This is a genomic window from Pseudomonas arabinosi (genome assembly GCF_047758675.1).
GTDB classification, from domain to species: Bacteria; Pseudomonadota; Gammaproteobacteria; order Pseudomonadales; family Pseudomonadaceae; genus Aquipseudomonas; species Aquipseudomonas arabinosi.
On sequence record NZ_CP180480.1, the window covers coordinates 567487 to 585537 of the forward strand.

An 18051-nucleotide genomic window follows, 5' to 3' on the forward strand; every position below is an offset into this window, starting at 1 on the left:
GCTAATCGCCATGAGCGCCATTGAATCTGCTTTTTTGAATCTGGCTTACCCTCCGCTGCTCGATCTGGGGCCGCAGCTCACGCACGAACAATTGCTCAGCTCAATGCAGTCGACGATGGCGCGCCACAAGGGCGGGCCGGTGTGGCTGTTCGCTTACGGTTCGCTGATCTGGCGTCCCGAATGTGCAGCGGTGGAACGAGTGCGTGGTCGTGTGCATGGCTACCATCGCGGTTTGTATTTGTGGTCCCACGAACACCGAGGCACACCGGAAGTACCTGGGCTGGTATTCGGCCTGGATCGCGGTGGTTCTTGCAGCGGCTTCGCCTATCGCTTGCCTGAAGAACAACTTGAAGCATCCCTTTACGCACTTTGGCAGCGCGAAATGCCATTCCCGTCCTATCGCCCACACTGGCTCAACTGCCGTCTTGAAGACGGAAGTCAGGTTCAGGCGTTGGGGTTTGTATTGGAGCGGCATCTGCCCAGCTATGCGGGCAACTTGCCGGATCACGTGCTGAGCCACGTGTTCGAAAACGCTTGCGGGCGTTACGGCACTACTCGCGATTATGTCGAGCAGACCGCCCACGCCCTGCGTAGCCACGCCATGCCAGACCGGAATCTGGAGGCGCGGCTCAAGCGCTGCAAATCAAAGGCCGATCAGGCGATTGCTTCGCGGCTCTGACTGGCGACTTGTTTGTGCCACAAGGTTGGCGCAAGGAACGCCATCGCTAGCAGGCACGCGCCGATCAGCAAGACAAAACCGCCGTCCCAGCCGAAATGGTCCACGGTATAGCCCATGGCTGCACTGGCCGCGACTGAGCCACCCAAGTACCCGAACAGACCGGTGAAGCCCGCTGCAGTACCGGCGGCTTTCTTCGGCGCCAGTTCCAGCGCTTGCAAGCCGATCAGCATCACCGGACCGTAGATCAGGAAGCCAATCGAGATCAGCGCGATCATGTCGACAGTCGGGTTGCCGGCCGGGTTGAGCCAATATACCAACGTCGCCACGGTCACCAGCGCCATGAACACCATGCCGGTCAGGCCACGGTTGCCACGGAAGATCTTGTCCGACATCCAGCCACATAACAGTGTCCCGGGAATACCTGCCCACTCGTAGAGGAAATACGCCCACGAGGTTTTGTCCACGCTGAATCCTTTGGCTTCCTTGAGGTAGGTCGGTGCCCAGTCCAGCACGCCGTAGCGCAGCAGGTAGACAAAGACGTTAGCCATTGCGATGTACCAGAGCATTTTGTTGCGCAGCACGTATTTGACGAAGATTTCCTTGGCGCTGAATTCTTCTTCGTGGCTGGCGTCGTAGCCTTCCGGGTAGTCGTTCTTGTACTTCTCGATGGGCGGCAGGCCCACCGATTGCGGGGTGTCGCGCATGGTGGCGAAGGCAAACACCGCCACCGCCAGGGCGACCGCTGCCGGCACGTAAAACGCTGCGTGCCAGTCATTGAACAAGCCCATCCCGAGCAGGAACAGCGGGCCGATCAGGCCGCCACCGACGTTATGCGCCACGTTCCACAAGGACACTACGCCACCGCGTTCCTTCTGCGACCACCAGTGCACCATCGTCCGTCCACTCGGTGGCCAGCCCATGCCTTGGGCCCAGCCGTTAATAAAGAGCAGGATGAACATGATGGTCACGCTGGACGTCGCCCAGGGCGCGAAGCCGAAAACGAACATCACACCGGCCGATACCAACAGGCCGAAGGGCAGGAAGAAACGCGGATTGGAACGGTCGGACACGATGCCCATCAGGAACTTGGACAGGCCGTAGGCAATGGCAATGGCCGACAGCGCCAGGCCCAGCTCACCGCGGGTATAGCCCTCTTCGATCAGATAGGGCATGGCCAGGGAGAAGTTTTTGCGCAGCAGGTAATAGCCGGCGTAGCCGATAAAAATCCCGGCGAAGATCTGCCAGCGAAGGCGTCGGTAGGTGTTGTCTATTTGTTCTTCAGGCAATGGAGCCTGATGTGCGGCAGGACGAAAGAAAGCAAACATTCAAGAGCTCCAGATTTCTTGTTTTGACTGCGGATGCGAATGTTACAGTTTCGTTACCGAAAATAGCACCGCTTCGCATCGGCCAAATAGCGGAAATGCTGGGGATTGCATGTTCTTTTATGAACATGTCGCTCAGGTATAAATGTAGGGCGTTGTGGGAATCGTTACTTGCAGGTCTACGTGCCGCATTTCGGTCCAGGGTAGGACGAGGCTTTGGGAAATGTCCTTCGTATGAATGGGAGGTCGTGGCGTTCTGTTCCCGGTCGTCGAGCCTTAACCTTTACGCAACTGCCAGCTCTGGCATTTCAGCTGTGTAGGGGGAGGGGTTATGCGGTGGTTGGCGTGTGTGCTTTTGTTGGTTGTGTCGGTCGGTGTTCGGGCCGAGGAAGTGTTGCTGATGCCGGAAAACAATCCCAAGCCGATTTACCCCAGGGCGCTTTTCAGGGCAGGCATAACGGGTGAAGTTCGGGTCAGGTTCGCTGCCAATGCCGATGGCTCGGTCAGCAATGTGAACATTTTGCAAAGCGACCATCCTGATCTGGCCGAAGCGACCCGGAAGGCGATAGCGCAGTGGCGCTTTAAACCGTGGACGGCAGGAGGCGACAATCCCCCCGAACAGGACGTGACTGCGCCGATGGTTTTTAGACTGGATCTGGACACGCCCATTCATACCAACCAGTGGCTCAAACAATTGAGATGTCGTGACCTCAACGAGGCGCTGGTCGATTTTCCGGAGTATGCGTGGGTTGATGCAGCGGTGTTTGAGTACACTCGTGCTTATCTGTCGAACGTGATTTATACGACTCAGTTGCAGAACGAGCAGCGTCTGGCCTTGATTGCCAAACTGAATAAGCAGGTACCCAGAATCGTCAGGGAATGCCGGACGAGCCCCGTCCGCAAATACATGAGTTTGCTTCCAGTGGATATTCGGAAGTTGCTTTAGTCCCGGACAATAAAAAGCGGTCTGAACAACTTCATTTGAAGTCCAGACCGCTGTATTGGGCTCAGCGAACCTGAACCACCACTTTCCCAACCGCTTTGCGCTGGCCAAGATCATTGATCGCCTGCGCCGCATTGCTCAGCGGATAAACCTGCGACACCAACGGCTTCAACTTGCCCTGGGCAAACCAGCCAAACAATTGCTGGAAGTTCGCCGCGTTGTCTTGAGGCTGGCGCTGGGCGAACGAACCCCAGAACACGCCGACCACGGCTGCGCCTTTCAGCAGCGCCAGGTTCACGGGGAGTTCGGGGATGCGTCCGCTGGCGAAGCCGACCACCAGCAGGCGGCCGTTCCAGGCAATGGCGCGGATGGCTTGGTCGAACAGGTCGCCACCGACCGGGTCGTAGATCACATCGGCACCCTGGCCATCGGTCAGGCGCTTGATTTCGTCCTTGAGACTGGTTTCGCTGTAGTTGATCAGCTCATCGGCGCCGGCAGCTTTGGCCACCGCGAGTTTTTCAGCGCTGCTGGCGGCGGCGATCACGCGGGCGCCCATGGCTTTTCCGATTTCTACAGCGGCCAGGCCGACACCACCGGAAGCACCGAGTACCAGTAAGGTTTCACCCGGTTGCAGGTTGCCCCGTTGCTTGAGCGCGTGCATCGACGTGCCGTAGGTCATGCTGAACGCGGCGGCGGTGTTGAAGTCCATCGATGGCGGGATGGGCAGCACGTTGTAGCCCGGCACCGCGACCTGTTCGGCAAAACTGCCCCAGCCGGTCAGCGCCATGACCCGATCGCCGACCTTGAGGTGGCTGACCTTTTCGCCTACTTCGCTGACCACGCCAGCCGCTTCGCCACCCGGGGAAAACGGGAAGGGCGGTTTGAACTGATATTTGCCCTCGATGATCAGCGTGTCCGGGAAATTCACCCCGGCGGCGTGCACGTCCAGCAGGATTTCATTCTTCTTCGCGACAGGGCTGGCGACGTCTTCCAGCACCAGCGATTCGGCAGGGCCGAAGGCTTTGCACAGCACGGCTTTCATCAGGGCTATTCCTTTGGGAGTGATGGCCGATAAGTGTAGGTGTGTGAGTCGATGGGTCAACGAGCATGCCCGGCCCTGATAGTCAGCCATAAGCTTGTGCTTGAGCGGCGGGTCGTTATGCTAGGCCGCAAACCGGATAAGGAGCGAATTGTGAAAGCGTGGATCATGTTGTTGCTGGCCCTGTCTCTGCCTGTGGCAGCGATGGCCGAAGAAGCCAAAGAAGGTGCAGCGCCGAAGGTCAATTACATCACCCTGAGCCCGCCGTTCGTGGGCAACTACGGGCTGGACGGGACGCCGAAGCTCAAGGTCTACAAGGCCGATGTGGCATTGCGAGTGACCGGTGATGAGGCGACCAAACTGGTGAAAGCCAATGAGCCGTTGATTCGTAATCAACTGGTGGCGTTGTTTGCCCAGCAGACCATTGAAGCGATGAACAACGTCGAGGCCAAGGAAAAGCTGCGTCAGGAAGCCCTGAAGCAGACCCAGCAAATCATGAATGACGAAACCGGTAAGCCGGTGGTTGAGGATCTGTTGTTCAACAACCTCATTATCCAGTGAGTCTTGGTTTGTCTGATTGATTGCCAAGATCGCAGCCTTCGGCAGCTCCTACAGGGAACCGCGCTCGGCGTAGGAGCTGCCGAAGGCTGCGATCTTTTGGCGTCCGTCAGCGCAACGCAATAACAGCAGCCCACTGCTCGGCCGTCACCGGCATCACCGACAGTCGCGAGCCTTTCTGCACCAGCGGCATCTCGGCCAGCGCCGCCTGCTGTTTCAGGTAATCCAGCTTAAGCACCTTGGGAAGCGTCTCGACATGCGCGACATCGATCGCGCTCCAGGCGTTTTTCTCTGCCGTGGCCTTCGGATCGTAGTAATGACTCTCCGGCTCCAGCGCCGTCGGGTCCGGATACGCGGCTTCGACGATCTTTCCTATCCCTGCGATCCCTGGTTCGGGGCAACTGGAGTGATAGAAGAAAAACTCGTCGCCCACGGCCATGGCCCGCAGAAAATTACGTGCCTGGTAGTTGCGAACCCCGTCCCAGCGCGCTTTGCCAAGCGTCTCCAGGTTCTTGATCGAGAGCTCGTCGGGCTCGGATTTCATCAGCCAATAAGCCATGGTTTTTGCTCCTTGCGAGATGAGTGGGCAAGTTGTCGGGGAATTTTATGACAAACCGACGGTCGGTTGACGCCAGCGTTTGCGTGTCGGTTCACGTTGCCGCAAAATGCCGGCCTTCTAAGCTTGACGCTGCTGCACGGCCTACACCTACAACGGAAACCGCTGCTGTCATCGTGTTGATGTGCCTTTGGGGGGCAATCGATGAAACGCAAACCGGATTTACTATGGATTTTGGTTATTTTGTTCGGCCTCGGCGTCGTGACCACCGGCTATGCCCAAAGCCTGTGGAGCAACAAGACCGACGCTCCGATCGAAATCGCGCAGCAACAACAGCCGTCGGCCTTCAAACGCTGAATCTGTCTTCGGACGTCGCTGATTCCAGTGGCGTCTAGCCGGCGAAATACCACGCCTTGTCTGTCACCGTTCCCTGTAACGGCACATCCCAGCTCGCTTGAGCCAATCGTTCGACCTTCTGACATTCATGGGCCAGCCCCAATAGCGTCGGCTTGCGCCAGTTTTTACGTCGTGCCAGGTACGCCAGGCTTCGATCATAGAAACCACCGCCCATGCCCAGGCGTCCGCCGACATCGTCAAACCCCACCAATGGCAACAACACCAGATCGAGCGCCCAGACTTTGCGTTGTCGGGCGAGGTTGTGCCGGGGTTCGAGAATACGAAAGCGGTTGGGTTTGAGTTTTTCGCCGGGGCGAATTCGCTGGAACACCATTTTGGTTCGTGGCCAGGCGCTGAGCACCGGCAGATACGTTGCCTTGCCCCGACGCTGAGCGGCACGCAGCAAAACGCGCGGATCGATTTCACCGTCGGTGGGTAGATAAAGGGAGATATGTTTTGCGCGGCGAAACAGCGGTTGCTGGGCCAATTGCTTGTACAGCCCGCGAGCGGCCTGGCGTTGCTGACTGGGAGTCAGTGCGCGACGGGCCTTGCGCAGCATGCGTCGAAGTTGCGGGCGGGGCAGCAGCGCAGGTTCGGTCATGAATTCGGGCTTCGGCAGTGCGGGTACACAAAGCGTACCCGTAAAAAAGCCGATGCCGGTATTTAAACCGGCATCGGACTGGAATCAGGCTCCCCGGATGTACCGCTGTCAACTTAGCCCTTGAACCCGAAAGTTCAAGGTGGAAGATGCAGTAGGCTTTAAGGCTTTCCGTCTAGCGGACATGCACACCAGCCCAACGTGCAACCTCCAGGGTATAGCAAATCGGCTCAGGGACATCGCCAACTGGCAAGCACCCCAGGGAGTGATGCGAGTATACCCCAAGCGGTTTCGCGTTTCAGCCCTTGGTGACGTCCGGATCGGTAGCGAGCACCAGATCGACGCGGTCCAGCAGGTCGCGAACCTGCTCACGGGTCGAACCGCTGGCCTGCACATCCCGGCGTTCTTCCTTGTGCAGAAGGTCGTGCGTGATGTTCAACGCGGCCATCACGGCGATGCGATCGGCGCCGATGACTTTGCCGCTGCTGCGGATTTCGCGCATCTTGCCGTCCAGGTAACGGGCGGCGCTCACCAGGTTGCTGCGCTCTTCCTGGGGGCAGATGATCGAATATTCTTTATCGAGGATCTGCACGGTAACGCTATTGCTTGAACTCATGAGTCTTGCTCCAGGGCCTTGAGGCGCGAAATCATTGATTCGACCTTACGCCGGGCGATTTCGTTCTTTTCAATGAGGTGAGCGCGTTCCTCGCGCCAGGTCTTTTCCTGAGCTAATAGGAGTCCGTTTTGACTCTTTAGTTGCTCGACGCGGCTAATTAGCAGTTCGAGTCTGGACATCAGCGCTTGCAGGTCGGTGTCTTCCATTGTGTCCACTGAATTTGAGTCTGATGAGTGGTAGCTGGCGGACAGCCTTTAATAGTCTTGGCGAGTCTGTCGATGTAGGATACAAGGCCTTCATTCTAGACATAGCGCCGTCTGGCGCCTAGCTGCCCATGCCCATTCAGAATTCCCCGTACCAAGCCTTCGCCAAACTGCTGACTTCCAGCGGTCATAATGTCTCGCCTGCCGAACTGCATGGCCTGCTGCTCGGCCGCAGTTGCGCCGGTGCCGGCTTCAATGCAGAAGAATGGTTGATCGATGCCGCCGAGCTGCTCGAAAGCGAGCCGCAGGATAATGTCCGCAACGCCTTGATCGGCTTGCAGGAGATGGTCAAGGGCGAGCTCACCGGCGACGACGTGACCGTCGTTCTGCTGCTGCCGACCGATGACGAGCCACTGGCCGACCGCGCCGCCGCACTGGGCCAATGGTGCCAGGGTTTCCTCAGCGGTTTCGGCCTGAACTGCCGTGACAGCAGCATGCTGAGCACCGAGGCCACCGAAGTACTTCAGGACCTGGCGGCTATTTCACAGGTGCAAGACGCCCTGGAAGAGTCCGACGACGGCGAAAGCGATTACATGGAAGTGATGGAGTACCTGCGCGTCGCGCCGCTGCTGCTGTTCACCGAAAACAAAAAGCCGGACGCGCCGGCTGCCGCCAAACCGTCGTTGCATTAATCGCGTGCCAGGGAAAGCCATCTGCCCATGATTCATATCCCGAAATCGGAATACAGCCGTCGCCGCAAGGCCCTGATGGCGCAGATGGAACCCAACAGCATCGCCATCCTGCCCGCCGCCGCCGTTGCGATCCGCAACCGCGACGTCGAGCACGTCTACCGTCAAGACAGCGACTTCCAGTACCTCAGCGGCTTTCCCGAGCCTCAGGCGGTCATCGTTTTGATGCCTGGGCGCTTACATGGCGAATACATACTGTTCTGCCGTGAACGCAATGCCGAACGGGAGTTGTGGGACGGCCTGCGCGCCGGGCAGGAAGGCGCGATTCGCGACTTTGGCGCCGATGACGCTTTTCCCATCACCGACATCGACGACATCCTGCCGGGCCTGATCGAAGGTCGCGACCGGGTGTATTCGGCCATGGGCAGCAACCCGGAATTCGACCGGCACCTGATGGACTGGATCAACGTGATCCGCTCTAAAGCGCACCTCGGCGCCCAGCCACCGAACGAATTCGTTGCCCTGGATCATCTGCTTCACGACATGCGCCTGTATAAATCGGCGGCAGAAGTGAAAGTGATGCGCGAAGCCGCACGGATTTCCGCCCAGGCCCACATCCGCGCGATGCAGGCCAGCCGTGCAGGATTGTATGAGTTCAGCCTCGAAGCCGAGCTCGACTACGAGTTCCGCAAGGGCGGGGCGAAAATGCCGGCCTACGGTTCGATCGTTGCCGCTGGGCGCAACAGCTGCATCCTGCATTACCAGCAGAATGACGCGGTGCTCAAGGACGGCGACCTGGTGCTGATCGATGCCGGTTGCGAGATCGACTGCTACGCCAGCGACATCACCCGCACCTGGCCGGTCAACGGCAAGTATTCAGCGGAACAGAAGGCGATCTACGAGTTGGTGTTGGCGTCGCAAGAAGCTGCATTTGCCGAAATCGCCCCGAATAAACACTGGAATCAGGCCCATGAAGCCACAGTCCGGGTGATTACCGCCGGTCTGGTGAAGTTGGGCCTGTTGCAGGGCGACGTCGACGAGTTGATCGCCAGCGAAGCCTATAAAGCGTTTTACATGCACCGCGCCGGCCACTGGCTGGGCATGGATGTGCATGATGTCGGCGAATACAAGGTCGGCGGCGAATGGCGCGTGCTGGAAGTCGGTATGGCGCTGACTGTGGAACCGGGCATCTACATTGCCCCGGGCAACCAGAACGTGGCGAAGAAATGGCGCGGCATTGGCGTGCGCATCGAGGACGACGTAGTGGTCACCAAAAGCGGCTGTGAAATCCTGACCAAAGGCGTACCGAAAACGGTCGCCGAAATCGAGGCCTTGATGGCCGCCGCGCGGACACAAGCGGCATGAGTCGAGTCAACCTGGCAATCATCGGTGGTGGCCTGGTCGGCGCCAGCCTGGCGTTGGCACTGCAGGCCGGAGCCAAGGCTCGTGGCTGGAAGATCGTGCTGATCGAACCGTTCGCCCCCGGGGACACTTATCAACCGAGCTACGACGCCCGTTCTTCGGCGTTGTCCTACGGCGCCAAGCAGATTTATCAACGGTTGGGCGTGTGGCAGGAAATCTCCCGCCGCGCCGAGCCGATCAAGCAAATTCATGTGTCCGACCGTGGCCGCTTCTCCACCGCGCGATTGTCGGCGATGGAAGAGGGCGTTCCGGCGCTGGGTTATGTGGTGGAAAACGCCTGGCTCGGCCAATGCCTCTGGCAGGGTCTGGACAAGGACGTGATCAGCTGGCGTTGCCCGGCGGAGGTCACGCGCATGGAGCCGCTGATCGATGGCTATCGTCTGACCCTCAATGACGAAACCACCCTGGAATGCGATCTTGCGGTGCTGGCTGATGGCGGCCGTTCCGGCCTGCGCGAGCAACTGGGGATCGGCATCAAAAAGCGCCCGTACAACCAGAGCGCGTTGATTGCCAACATCACGCCGAGTGAAGCGCACAACGGCATGGCCTTCGAGCGTTTCACCGATGACGGGCCGATGGCCTTGTTGCCGTTGCCGGAAAACCGCTGCGCACTGGTCTGGACCCGATTGGGCATGGACGCGCAACGGCTGGCGGCCCTCGATGAAAAGAGCTTCCTCAGCGAGTTGCAAGGCGTGTTCGGTTATCGCCTCGGCACTTTGAAGCAGGTTGGCGCGCGGCATTTGTACCCGCTGACATTGATCGAGGCCGAAGAGCAGGTGCGCCCGCATCTGGCGATTCTCGGCAATGCTGCTCACAGCCTGCACCCGATTGCAGGGCAAGGTTTCAACCTGTCCTTGCGCGATGCTCAAGCGCTGGCCGATGCGTTGTTGACCAGCGAAACATCTCCCGGAGACTTTGCGACCTTGCAGGCTTACCGCGAGCGTCAGCGTCTGGATCAGAACCTGACCGTGGGTTTCTCCGATCAGGTCACCCGTTTGTTCGGCAGCACTCAACCGCTGGTTTCCCTGGGCCGTAACATCGGTCTGCTCGGGCTGGATCTGTTGCCGCCGGCCAAGCGCTGGTTCGCCCGGCAGGCCATGGGTTTGGGTACGCGTCCCGATGCTTGAGTGGCGGTCGGAAAATCCCTTTTTATGCGGCTCAAGCCGCAAGCGAGACAGGCTTAAAGCATGGAAATGCGCGCAGATCTGCTGATTGTCGGGGCCGGAATGGTCGGCAGCGCCCTGGCGCTGGCGTTGCAGGACAGCGGGCTGGAAGTCCTGCTGCTGGACGGCAGCCCCATGAGCGTCAAACCCTTCAATGCCCAGGCTTCGTTCGAACCGCGAGTGAGTGCCTTATCGGCTGCCAGCCAGCGGATTCTTGAACGTCTGGGCGTTTGGGATGGCATCGCCAATCGACGCAGCAGCCCCTACACCGACATGCAGGTTTGGGATGGCAGTGGCACCGGGCAGATTCATTTCTCGGCAGCCAGTGTGCATGCCGATGTACTGGGGCATATCGTCGAGAACCGCGTGGTTCAGGACGCCTTGCTCGACCGTTTGCACGACTGCGACCTCGGAATGCTGGCCAATGCGCGTCTGGAACAGATGCGTCGCTCCGGCGACGACTGGCTGCTGACCCTGGCCGATGGCCGCACTTTGCGTGCACCTTTGGTGATCGCAGCGGATGGCGCTAATTCCGCCGTTCGGCGTCTGACCGGCATGGCGACGCGCGAGTGGGACTATATGCACCACGCGATCGTCACCAGCGTGCGCAGCGCCAAACCTCATCAACTGACCGCGTGGCAGCGTTTCACCGACAACGGTCCGCTGGCGTTTCTGCCGCTGGAGCGTGACGGTCAGCAGGATTGGTGTTCGATCGTCTGGTCGACCACCCCGAGCGAAGCCGAAAGCCTGATGGCGCTGGATGACGAGGGTTTCTGCAAAGAGCTGGAGCGGGCCTTCGAAGGCCGACTGGGCACCGTGCTCAGCGCCGACCCGCGTCTGTGCGTACCGCTGCGGCAGCGTCATGCCAAGCGTTATGTGGCTGAAGGTTTGGCGTTGATCGGCGATGCGGCGCACACCATTCACCCGCTGGCCGGGCAGGGCGTGAACCTCGGTTTCCTCGATGCCGCCGTGCTGGCCGAAGTGCTGTTGCAAGCGGCCACGCGTGGCGAGCGTCTGGCGGATGTGAAAGTGCTCAGCCGTTACGAACGTCGGCGCATGCCTCACAACCTGGCATTGATGGCGGCGATGGAAGGCTTCGAACGCTTGTTCCAGGCTGATACGTTGCCGGTGCGCTGGTTGCGCAATGCCGGGTTAAAGGTGGTCGACCAGATGCCCGAGGCCAAGGCGCTGTTCGTGCGTGAGGCGCTGGGGTTGACCGGGGATCTGCCCTCGTTGGCCAAAGCCTGAATATTCACTGCTTCTGATGGCCCCATCGCGAGCAAGCTCGCGATGAGGCCGGTACATTCACCGCAAATTTCCAACGGTGCAACATCTGGTAACGCCTCCGCGAACTGTTCGATTGAGAACGTAAATGTGAGTCCATATCATTTGGCTTCAATTTTTTAATCGAGAGATCGCTCCCATGCTGGTACCGAAGCGTCTACTGACCGCACTCGCCCTGACCCTGATTGGCAGCACCGCAGCCCAGGCCGCTGACGAGGTGGTGGTTTACTCCTCGCGTATCGACGAGCTGATCAAACCGGTCTTCGATGCCTACACCGCGAAAACCGGCGTGCAGGTGAAATTCATCACCGACAAGGAAGCGCCGCTGATGCAGCGGATCAAGGCCGAGGGCGAAAACGCCACCGCGGACCTGCTGCTGACCGTCGATGCCGGCAACCTCTGGCAGGCTGAGCAAATGGGCATCCTGCAACCGTTCACTTCCAAGGTGATCGACGCCAACATCCCGCTGCAATACCGCTCATCCGCCCATGCCTGGACTGGCCTGAGCCTGCGGGCGCGGACCATCGCTTACTCCACCGACCGGGTGAAACCCGGTGAGTTGACCACCTACGAAGGTCTGGCCGACAAGAACTGGGAAGGCCGCCTGTGCCTGCGCACAGCGAAAAAGGTCTACAACCAGTCCCTCACCGCCACCATGATCGAAGTCCATGGCGCCGACAAAACCGAGAAGATTCTCAAGGGCTGGGTGAGTAACCTGTCCACCGACGTGTTCTCGGATGACATCGCGGTGCTGGAAGCCATCAACGCGGGTCAATGCGACGTCGGCATCGTCAACACGTACTACTACGGTCGCCTGCACAAGCAGAAACCTGATCTGGCGGTGAAGCTGTTCTGGCCGAACCAGGGCGACCGTGGCGTTCACGTTAACCTGTCGGGCATCGGCCTGACCAAACATGCTCCGCACCCGGAAGCGGCCAAGGCCCTGGTGGAATGGATGACCACGCCTGAAGCACAGAAGATCTTTGCTGACGTGAACCAGGAATTCCCGGCCAACCCTGCGGTTCAGCCTTCTGCAGAAGTGGCGAGCTGGGGCAAGTTTGTGGCTGATACCTTGCCGGTGGAAATTGCCGGCAAGCGTCAGGCTGAAGCGATTCGCATGATGGATCGGGCGGGTTGGAACTGAATCTGTCGCTTTAAAGATCAAAAGATCGCAGCCTGCGGCAGCTCCTACGTTGGGATGATGTACACCCTGTAGGAGCTGCCGCAGGCTGCGATCTTTTTGCGGTCTCCCCCCTCTTCACGATTCTCGCGAGAGCTTTTCCTTGGCCCACCCCGCCCAACGCCGCTGGTACCCCCTGGTCTTCGCCATCGCTGCGCTGGTCCTGCTGCCACTTAGCGTTTTGCTGTTGTCATGGCAAACCATCGATCATCAAATCTGGTCCCACCTCTGGGATACCCAGATGCCGCGCCTGCTGGGCAATACCCTGACCCTGGTGCTCGGCGTCGGCATCGGCGTGACGCTTTTGGGCGTGAGCCTCGCTTGGCTCACCAGCCTCTGCGAGTTCCCCGGTCGGCGTTGGCTGGATTGGGCGCTGATGCTGCCATTCGCCATTCCCGCCTATGTGCTGGCATTCGTCTTCGTCGGCCTGTTGGATTTTGCCGGCCCTGTGCAAACCCTGTTACGCGAATGGTTCGGTACGGGCTTGAGGTTGCCGCGCGTGCGCTCCACCGGCGGCGTGATTCTGGTCCTGGTGCTGGTCTTCTATCCCTACGTTTACCTGTTGGCGCGGACCGCGTTCCTGGCTCAGGGCAAAGGCTTGATGGAAGCGGCGCGAGTCCTGGGGCAATCCCCGTGGCAAGCGTTCTGGCGAGTCGCGCTGCCCATGGCGCGCCCGGCCATCGGCGCTGGCGTGGCGCTGGCACTGATGGAAACCCTGGCGGACTTCGGTGCGGTGTCGGTGTTCAATTTCGACACGTTCACGACCGCCATCTACAAGACCTGGTACGGTTTTTTCAGCCTCTCCACCGCCGCGCAACTGGCCAGCCTGTTGCTGCTGGTGGTGATGGTCGTGCTGTACGGCGAGCGTCGTGCTCGCGGGGCCAACCGGGCGAGTAACGAACGACCTCGGGTCAAGGCGCTGTATCACCTGCGCGGTTTCAAGGCGCTGGCGGCCATGAGTTGGTGCGGTCTGGTGTTCGCCTGCGCTTTTGTCATTCCAATGCTTCAACTGGTGGTGTGGTTCTGGCAGCGCGGGCGCTTCGACCTGGATGAGCGTTACGCGGGGCTGATCGTCCATACCCTGTACCTGGGCGGCATGGCGGCGCTGATCACTGTCAGTGTTGCTTTAGTGCTGGTGTTTGCCCGACGTCTGGCCCCGACCCGAGCGATCCGCTCCGGCATCAGCCTGGCCAACCTCGGCTACGCCTTGCCGGGTTCGGTGCTGGCGGTGTCGATCATGCTGGCGTTCAGTTACCTGGACCGCGAACTGGTGATCCCTTTATCGGGTTGGTTAGGCGGCGCAGGCAAGCCATTGCTGCTGGGCAGCCTGTCGGCGTTGTTGCTGGCCTATCTGGTGCGTTTCATCGCGGTGGCTTATGGGCCGCTGGAAAGCAGTCTGGCGCGAATACGGCCATCTTTGCCCGAAGCGGCACGTAGCCTTGGCGTCAGTGGGCCACGACTGTTTTTCAAAGTGTATCTGCCGTTATTGCTGCCAGGAACGTTGAGCGCTGCGTTGCTGGTGTTCGTCGATGTGCTCAAGGAAATGCCCGCGACCCTTCTGATGCGCCCGTTTGGCTGGGATACGCTGGCGGTACGCATCTTCGAAATGACCAGCGAAGGCGAGTGGGCGAGGGCCTCTTTGCCGGCCTTGACTCTGGTTTTGGTCGGGCTGTTACCGGTCATCGGATTGATTCGACGTTCGGCGCATCGAAACGCCTAGGTGCCAGTCCTACACCTTGAGGCTACAATGCGCCGCATTCGGTGCGGTCCGTCCTACAGACCAGGTAGCTGAAATCGGCTGAAAGCCTTTTATTTCAAGGCTTTCACCCCGTGCAGCACCGGCCCGCACCTTCGCCACGCCCGGAAGGAGAAACCCATGGGACAGCGCACGCCTCTGTATGACCTTCATCTCGCCCTCGGCGCGAAGATGGTCGATTTTGGCGGTTGGGATATGCCTTTGCATTACGGCTCGCAGGTCGAGGAACACCATCAGGTGCGTCGCGATTGCGGGGTTTTCGATGTATCCCACATGACCGTGATCGATGTCAGCGGCCCTCAGGCCAAGGCCTGGCTCCAGCATTTGCTGGCCAATGACGTCGAACGTCTGCACAGCCCTGGCCGTGCCTTGTACAGCACCATGCTCAACGAGCGTGGCGGCATCGTCGACGACATGATCGTCTACCGTCTCGAGGACGGTTATCGTTTGGTGGTCAACGCCTCCACCCGTAATCAGGACCTCGCCTGGATGCAGGCTCACCTCGATGGTTTCGATGTGCAGCTCAACGAGCGCTCCGAGCTGGCGATGCTGGCCATTCAAGGCCCCCAGGCCCGGCACAAAATCTCCGAACTGGTGACCCAGTCCCGCGGCAACCTGATTCAGATGCTCAAGCCCTTCGAAGGCCAGGCCGATGGGGACTGGTTCATCGCGCGCACCGGTTACACCGGCGAAGATGGCCTGGAAATCGTTCTGCCGGCCAATCAAGCGCCAGGATTCTTCAACGATCTGGTGGGCGCGGGCATCTCGCCTATCGGCCTCGGCGCGCGCGATACGCTGCGGGTCGAAGCCGGCATGAATCTCTACGGTCAGGATATTCATCAAGACGTTTCACCACTGGCCTCCAACATGGCCTGGAGCATTGCCTGGGAACCGGCCACTCGCCAGTTCATCGGTCGCAGCGCTCTGGAAGCCGAGCGGGCGGGTGGCGTGCAGCACAAACTGGTCGGTCTGGTCCTTGAGGAGCGAGGGGTTTTGCGCGCTCATCAAGTGGTCCGCATCGCCAATGTTGGCGAAGGGGAGATCACCAGTGGTAGTTTCTCTCCTACGCTTAGCAAGTCGATAGCACTGGCGCGCGTGCCGATGGCGACCGCCGACCGCGCAGAAGTGGAAATCCGTGGCAAGTGGTACCCGGTCCGAGTGGTCAAACCGACCTTCGTACGCCATGGCAAAACCTTGATCTAACCTTTTCTGGCGGGCAACGACCGCTGACAATTCTCTTGAGGACACAGAACATGAGCGATATTCCTGCCGACCTGCGTTTTGCCGAAAGTCACGAGTGGGCCCGTCTCGAAGCCGATGGCAGCGTCACCGTGGGCATCAGCGATCACGCTCAGGAAGCCTTGGGCGACGTGGTGTTCGTTGAGCTGACTGAAGTCGGAACAGTCTTCGCTGCCGGTGATCAATCCGGTGTGGTGGAGTCGGTTAAAGCCGCTTCGGACATCTACTCCCCGGTTGCCGGTGAAGTGATTGCCATCAACGAAGAACTGAGCGCCAACCCTGAGTTGCTCAACTCCGACCCGTACGGTGCCTGGATCTTCAAGCTCAAGCCAAGCAACGCTGGCGATCTGGACAAGCTGCTTGATGCAGCGGGCTACAAGGCCGCCATCGGCGAGTAAGCGTTAAGCGTCATCCCCAAAGCCCCGACTAGTCGGGGCTTTTTTATTCGTGCGCCAGGCATGGCGCGTTGCGCGCAAGCGCAACCAGCTTGGCTGTGGTGGCCTCGCTGGTGACTTGGAGGTGAAAGTCCTCTACACACCCGGCAAGGGGAAGTGTTAGCCAGAGGCAAGGGTGTCGCGGGTGACCGCGAATCTGAAGGAAGCCCGAGGCAAAATGCTGGCCTGACGAACAGCAAGCGGATAGAGGCGGCGCAGCGGGGTAAAGGGGCGTGTTTCCCTAAAGCCCGATACTTGCACGGAACGCTGTGACGTAGATCCGACAGGCATAAGCAGGAAGGTCGCGCGAATTACCCTGGGAGATCTGCACGTTTGCCACTGTGCTACCGAGCGTCGAGAGGCGACGGGATGAACGTGCAGAAGTCAGCCGAGGCCGTAGTAAGTGACGAATGACCCCGTCACCAAGGGCTGAACAGGTTATGCCGCCAGTAGGCGTCAGAGTCTCGTCGAATGTTGAAACGCAGAATATTCTCCAAGAGAAAACTGTTACCCCCATTCCCGGACGGTATCCGAAGATGACGGCTGACAGGGCGCAAGCATCGGCGGCGTCTGTGACGTGGACGAACGCGGAGCCGGACACGCTGATGGAGCGGGTGCTTGCACCCGCCAACCTCAAGCGTGCATATCAACGCGTGGTCAGCAACAAGGGCGCACCGGGTGCCGATGGCATGACGGTCGAACAATTGGCAGGCTACGTGAAACAGTATTGGCCGATTCTCAAGAACCGGTTGCTGGCCGGCGAATATCACCCGCAAGGTGTGCGTGCTGTCGACATCCCTAAACCCAAGGGCGGTACAAGACAACTGGGCATTCCCAGCGTCGTGGATCGCCTGATCCAACAGGCGCTGCTGCAACAGCTCACGCCAATCTTCGATCCTCTGTTCTCGGACTACAGCTACGGCTTTCGTCCGGGTAGAAGCGCTCACCAAGCCATCGAAACCGCTCGCGGCCACGTGGCAGCGGGTCACCGCTGGTGCGTGGAACTTGATCTCGAGAAGTTCTTTGATCGGGTCAACCACGATGTCCTAATGGCCTACGTGGCGCGTCAAATCGAAGACAAGCGTGTGCTCACGCTGATCCGTCGTTACCTCGAAGCGGGAACGATGTCGGGCGGACTCGTCAGCCGACGGCAGGAAGGGACGCCGCAAGGCGGCCCGCTCTCGCCGTTGCTGTCGAACATCCTGCTCAACGAACTCGACCGCGAACTGGAACGGCGAGGCCATCGCTTCGTGCGTTATGCCGACGACGCGAACATTTATGTGCGCAGTCAGCGAGCTGGCACACGGGTGATGGTCGGTGTTGAGCGTTTCCTGAATCAGCGCCTGAAACTGACGCTGAACCGGGAAAAGAGCCACGTAGCACGGCCTTGGGTCTGCGACTATCTGGGTTATGGGATGAGCTGGCATCAGCAACCGAGGCTGAGAGTGGCGATGATGAGTCTGGGTCGATTGCGTGATCGATTAAGAGACCTGCTGCGCGGGGCGCGGGGCCACAAGATGGCGAATGTCATCGAACGGATAAACCCTGTGCTGCGCGGGTGGGCAGGCTACTTCAAGCTCAGTCAGAGCAAACGGCCACTTGAGGAAATTGACGGCTGGGTGCGGCGCAAACTCCGCTGCGCCGTCTGGCGTCAATGGAAGCGGCCCTCAACGAGGGCACGTAGCTTGATGCGCCTGGGGCTTAGCGAAGCTCGCGCCTGCAAATCAGCCTTCAATGGCCGAGGCCCATGGTGGAGCTCGGGAGCATCTCATATGAATCAGGCGCTGCCGAAGAAGCTATGGGATCAACTTGGGTTGGTCTCGCTACTGGATACGATAAACCGGCTTAGCCGCATAGCTTGAACCGCCGTATACGGATCCGTACGTACGGTGGTGTGAGAGGACGGCGGCTGCAAAGCCGCCTCCTACTCGATTCAAGATCAAAAGATCGCAGCCTCGTTTCACTCGACAGCTC

At 59.6% G+C, this 18051-nt stretch carries 19 protein-coding genes and 1 other RNA gene; 13 read left to right on the plus strand and 7 right to left on the minus strand.

What is annotated here, in order from left to right; genetic code table 11:
* Window positions 1-10 precede the first annotated feature (10 nt).
* Entirely contained in the window at window positions 11-679 is a 669-nt protein-coding gene (locus ACMXYJ_RS02570; protein ID WP_095126985.1) for a gamma-glutamylcyclotransferase, read from the plus strand.
* On the opposite strand, the gene glpT is transcribed toward ACMXYJ_RS02570, so the two are convergent.
* Entirely contained in the window at window positions 655-2004 is a 1350-nt protein-coding gene (gene glpT, locus ACMXYJ_RS02575) for a glycerol-3-phosphate transporter (protein ID WP_415758674.1), read from the minus strand. The two genes, ACMXYJ_RS02570 and glpT, sit on opposite strands and share 25 nt — an antisense overlap.
* Window positions 2005-2332: 328 nt before the next feature.
* Between glpT and ACMXYJ_RS02580 the strand changes: the two genes are divergently transcribed.
* The gene (locus ACMXYJ_RS02580) at window positions 2333-2947 is read left to right on the plus strand and encodes an energy transducer TonB (protein WP_415758675.1); all 615 of its coding nucleotides are present in this window, start codon (window positions 2333-2335) and stop codon (window positions 2945-2947) included.
* A 61-nt stretch (window positions 2948-3008) separates the two neighbouring features.
* On the opposite strand, the gene ACMXYJ_RS02585 is transcribed toward ACMXYJ_RS02580, so the two are convergent.
* Window positions 3009-3986, minus strand: a complete 978-nt coding sequence (locus ACMXYJ_RS02585; RefSeq protein WP_415758676.1) for an NADPH:quinone oxidoreductase family protein — start codon at window positions 3984-3986, stop codon at window positions 3009-3011.
* Between the two features lie 150 nt (window positions 3987-4136).
* On the opposite strand from ACMXYJ_RS02585, the gene ACMXYJ_RS02590 reads away from it, so the two are divergent.
* Window positions 4137-4544 (plus strand): flagellar basal body-associated protein FliL, encoded by a 408-nt coding sequence (locus tag ACMXYJ_RS02590; RefSeq protein WP_415758677.1) that lies wholly within the window; start codon window positions 4137-4139, stop codon window positions 4542-4544.
* A gap of 106 nt (window positions 4545-4650) precedes the next feature.
* On the opposite strand, the gene ACMXYJ_RS02595 is transcribed toward ACMXYJ_RS02590, so the two are convergent.
* A complete protein-coding gene (locus tag ACMXYJ_RS02595) occupies window positions 4651-5100 on the minus strand; it encodes an EVE domain-containing protein (protein ID WP_415758678.1) in 450 nt (149 codons plus the stop codon).
* A gap of 201 nt (window positions 5101-5301) precedes the next feature.
* Here ACMXYJ_RS02595 and ACMXYJ_RS02600 point away from each other — a divergent pair, with 201 nt between their 5' ends.
* Window positions 5302-5454, plus strand: a complete 153-nt coding sequence (locus ACMXYJ_RS02600; RefSeq protein ID WP_008024268.1) for a hypothetical protein — start codon at window positions 5302-5304, stop codon at window positions 5452-5454.
* 34 nt (window positions 5455-5488) lie between these two features.
* Here ACMXYJ_RS02600 and ACMXYJ_RS02605 read toward each other — a convergent pair whose 3' ends face one another.
* The 4 genes from ACMXYJ_RS02605 to ACMXYJ_RS02620 form a co-directional block, all read right to left on the minus strand.
* Window positions 5489-6094: a 5-formyltetrahydrofolate cyclo-ligase gene (locus ACMXYJ_RS02605; RefSeq protein WP_046045124.1), complete on the minus strand. Its 606-nt coding sequence runs from the start codon at window positions 6092-6094 to the stop codon at window positions 5489-5491.
* Window positions 6095-6180: 86 nt separating this feature from the next.
* Window positions 6181-6359, minus strand: a non-coding RNA gene (ssrS, locus tag ACMXYJ_RS02610) — 6S RNA.
* Window positions 6360-6389: 30 nt separating this feature from the next.
* Complete coding sequence (locus tag ACMXYJ_RS02615; protein WP_403143905.1) at window positions 6390-6707, minus strand: cell division protein ZapA; 318 nt, start codon at window positions 6705-6707, stop codon at window positions 6390-6392.
* A complete protein-coding gene (locus ACMXYJ_RS02620) occupies window positions 6704-6913 on the minus strand; it encodes a TIGR02449 family protein (RefSeq protein ID WP_415758679.1) in 210 nt (69 codons plus the stop codon). The genes ACMXYJ_RS02615 and ACMXYJ_RS02620 overlap by 4 nt, the downstream gene beginning before the upstream one ends.
* Window positions 6914-7041: 128 nt before the next feature.
* Between ACMXYJ_RS02620 and ACMXYJ_RS02625 the strand changes: the two genes are divergently transcribed.
* The 9 genes from ACMXYJ_RS02625 (at window position 7042) to ltrA (ending at window position 17939) form a co-directional block, all read left to right on the plus strand.
* A complete protein-coding gene (locus tag ACMXYJ_RS02625; protein ID WP_056738790.1) occupies window positions 7042-7602 on the plus strand; it encodes a YecA family protein in 561 nt (186 codons plus the stop codon).
* Window positions 7603-7629: 27 nt separating this feature from the next.
* A complete protein-coding gene (gene pepP, locus ACMXYJ_RS02630) occupies window positions 7630-8964 on the plus strand; it encodes a Xaa-Pro aminopeptidase (RefSeq protein WP_415758680.1) in 1335 nt (444 codons plus the stop codon).
* Window positions 8961-10148 (plus strand): 2-octaprenyl-6-methoxyphenyl hydroxylase, encoded by a 1188-nt coding sequence (gene ubiH, locus ACMXYJ_RS02635; protein WP_046045127.1) that lies wholly within the window; start codon window positions 8961-8963, stop codon window positions 10146-10148. Before pepP ends, ubiH begins: the two co-directional genes overlap by 4 nt.
* Window positions 10149-10214: 66 nt before the next feature.
* Window positions 10215-11432 carry a 2-octaprenyl-3-methyl-6-methoxy-1,4-benzoquinol hydroxylase gene (locus ACMXYJ_RS02640; protein ID WP_415760669.1) on the plus strand — a complete coding sequence of 406 codons (1218 nt, stop codon included), beginning with the start codon at window positions 10215-10217 and terminating at the stop codon, window positions 11430-11432.
* Between the two features lie 175 nt (window positions 11433-11607).
* Window positions 11608-12612, plus strand: coding sequence for an extracellular solute-binding protein (locus ACMXYJ_RS02645; protein WP_046053772.1), 1005 nt, complete (start codon window positions 11608-11610; stop codon window positions 12610-12612).
* A gap of 139 nt (window positions 12613-12751) precedes the next feature.
* A complete protein-coding gene (locus tag ACMXYJ_RS02650; RefSeq protein WP_415758681.1) occupies window positions 12752-14368 on the plus strand; it encodes an ABC transporter permease in 1617 nt (538 codons plus the stop codon).
* Between the two features lie 156 nt (window positions 14369-14524).
* A complete protein-coding gene (gene gcvT / locus ACMXYJ_RS02655) occupies window positions 14525-15607 on the plus strand; it encodes a glycine cleavage system aminomethyltransferase GcvT (RefSeq protein ID WP_415758682.1) in 1083 nt (360 codons plus the stop codon).
* A 50-nt stretch (window positions 15608-15657) separates the two neighbouring features.
* A complete protein-coding gene (gcvH, locus tag ACMXYJ_RS02660; protein WP_074871817.1) occupies window positions 15658-16041 on the plus strand; it encodes a glycine cleavage system protein GcvH in 384 nt (127 codons plus the stop codon).
* A gap of 476 nt (window positions 16042-16517) precedes the next feature.
* Entirely contained in the window at window positions 16518-17939 is a 1422-nt protein-coding gene (ltrA, locus tag ACMXYJ_RS02665) for a group II intron reverse transcriptase/maturase (RefSeq protein ID WP_415756498.1), read from the plus strand.
* The last annotated feature ends 112 nt before the right edge of the window (window positions 17940-18051 follow it).

Coding starts and splice junctions, on each gene's coding strand:
- pepP (WP_415758680.1), top strand. CDS start 7,630: ATGATTCATATCCCGAAATCGGAATACAGCCGTCGCCGCAAGGCCCTG.
- ACMXYJ_RS02645 (WP_046053772.1), top strand. CDS start 11,608: ATGCTGGTACCGAAGCGTCTACTGACCGCACTCGCCCTGACCCTGATT.
- glpT (WP_415758674.1), bottom strand. CDS start 2,004: ATGTTTGCTTTCTTTCGTCCTGCCGCACATCAGGCTCCATTGCCTGAA.
- ACMXYJ_RS02605 (WP_046045124.1), bottom strand. CDS start 6,094: ATGACCGAACCTGCGCTGCTGCCCCGCCCGCAACTTCGACGCATGCTG.
- ACMXYJ_RS02615 (WP_403143905.1), bottom strand. CDS start 6,707: ATGAGTTCAAGCAATAGCGTTACCGTGCAGATCCTCGATAAAGAATAT.
- ACMXYJ_RS02570 (WP_095126985.1), top strand. CDS start 11: ATGAGCGCCATTGAATCTGCTTTTTTGAATCTGGCTTACCCTCCGCTG.
- ACMXYJ_RS02585 (WP_415758676.1), bottom strand. CDS start 3,986: ATGAAAGCCGTGCTGTGCAAAGCCTTCGGCCCTGCCGAATCGCTGGTG.
- ltrA (WP_415756498.1), top strand. CDS start 16,518: ATGCCGCCAGTAGGCGTCAGAGTCTCGTCGAATGTTGAAACGCAGAAT.
- ACMXYJ_RS02600 (WP_008024268.1), top strand. CDS start 5,302: ATGAAACGCAAACCGGATTTACTATGGATTTTGGTTATTTTGTTCGGC.
- gcvH (WP_074871817.1), top strand. CDS start 15,658: ATGAGCGATATTCCTGCCGACCTGCGTTTTGCCGAAAGTCACGAGTGG.
- ACMXYJ_RS02580 (WP_415758675.1), top strand. CDS start 2,333: ATGCGGTGGTTGGCGTGTGTGCTTTTGTTGGTTGTGTCGGTCGGTGTT.
- ACMXYJ_RS02640 (WP_415760669.1), top strand. CDS start 10,215: ATGCGCGCAGATCTGCTGATTGTCGGGGCCGGAATGGTCGGCAGCGCC.
- ubiH (WP_046045127.1), top strand. CDS start 8,961: ATGAGTCGAGTCAACCTGGCAATCATCGGTGGTGGCCTGGTCGGCGCC.
- ACMXYJ_RS02625 (WP_056738790.1), top strand. CDS start 7,042: ATGCCCATTCAGAATTCCCCGTACCAAGCCTTCGCCAAACTGCTGACT.
- ACMXYJ_RS02595 (WP_415758678.1), bottom strand. CDS start 5,100: ATGGCTTATTGGCTGATGAAATCCGAGCCCGACGAGCTCTCGATCAAG.
- gcvT (WP_415758682.1), top strand. CDS start 14,525: ATGGGACAGCGCACGCCTCTGTATGACCTTCATCTCGCCCTCGGCGCG.
- ACMXYJ_RS02620 (WP_415758679.1), bottom strand. CDS start 6,913: ATGGAAGACACCGACCTGCAAGCGCTGATGTCCAGACTCGAACTGCTA.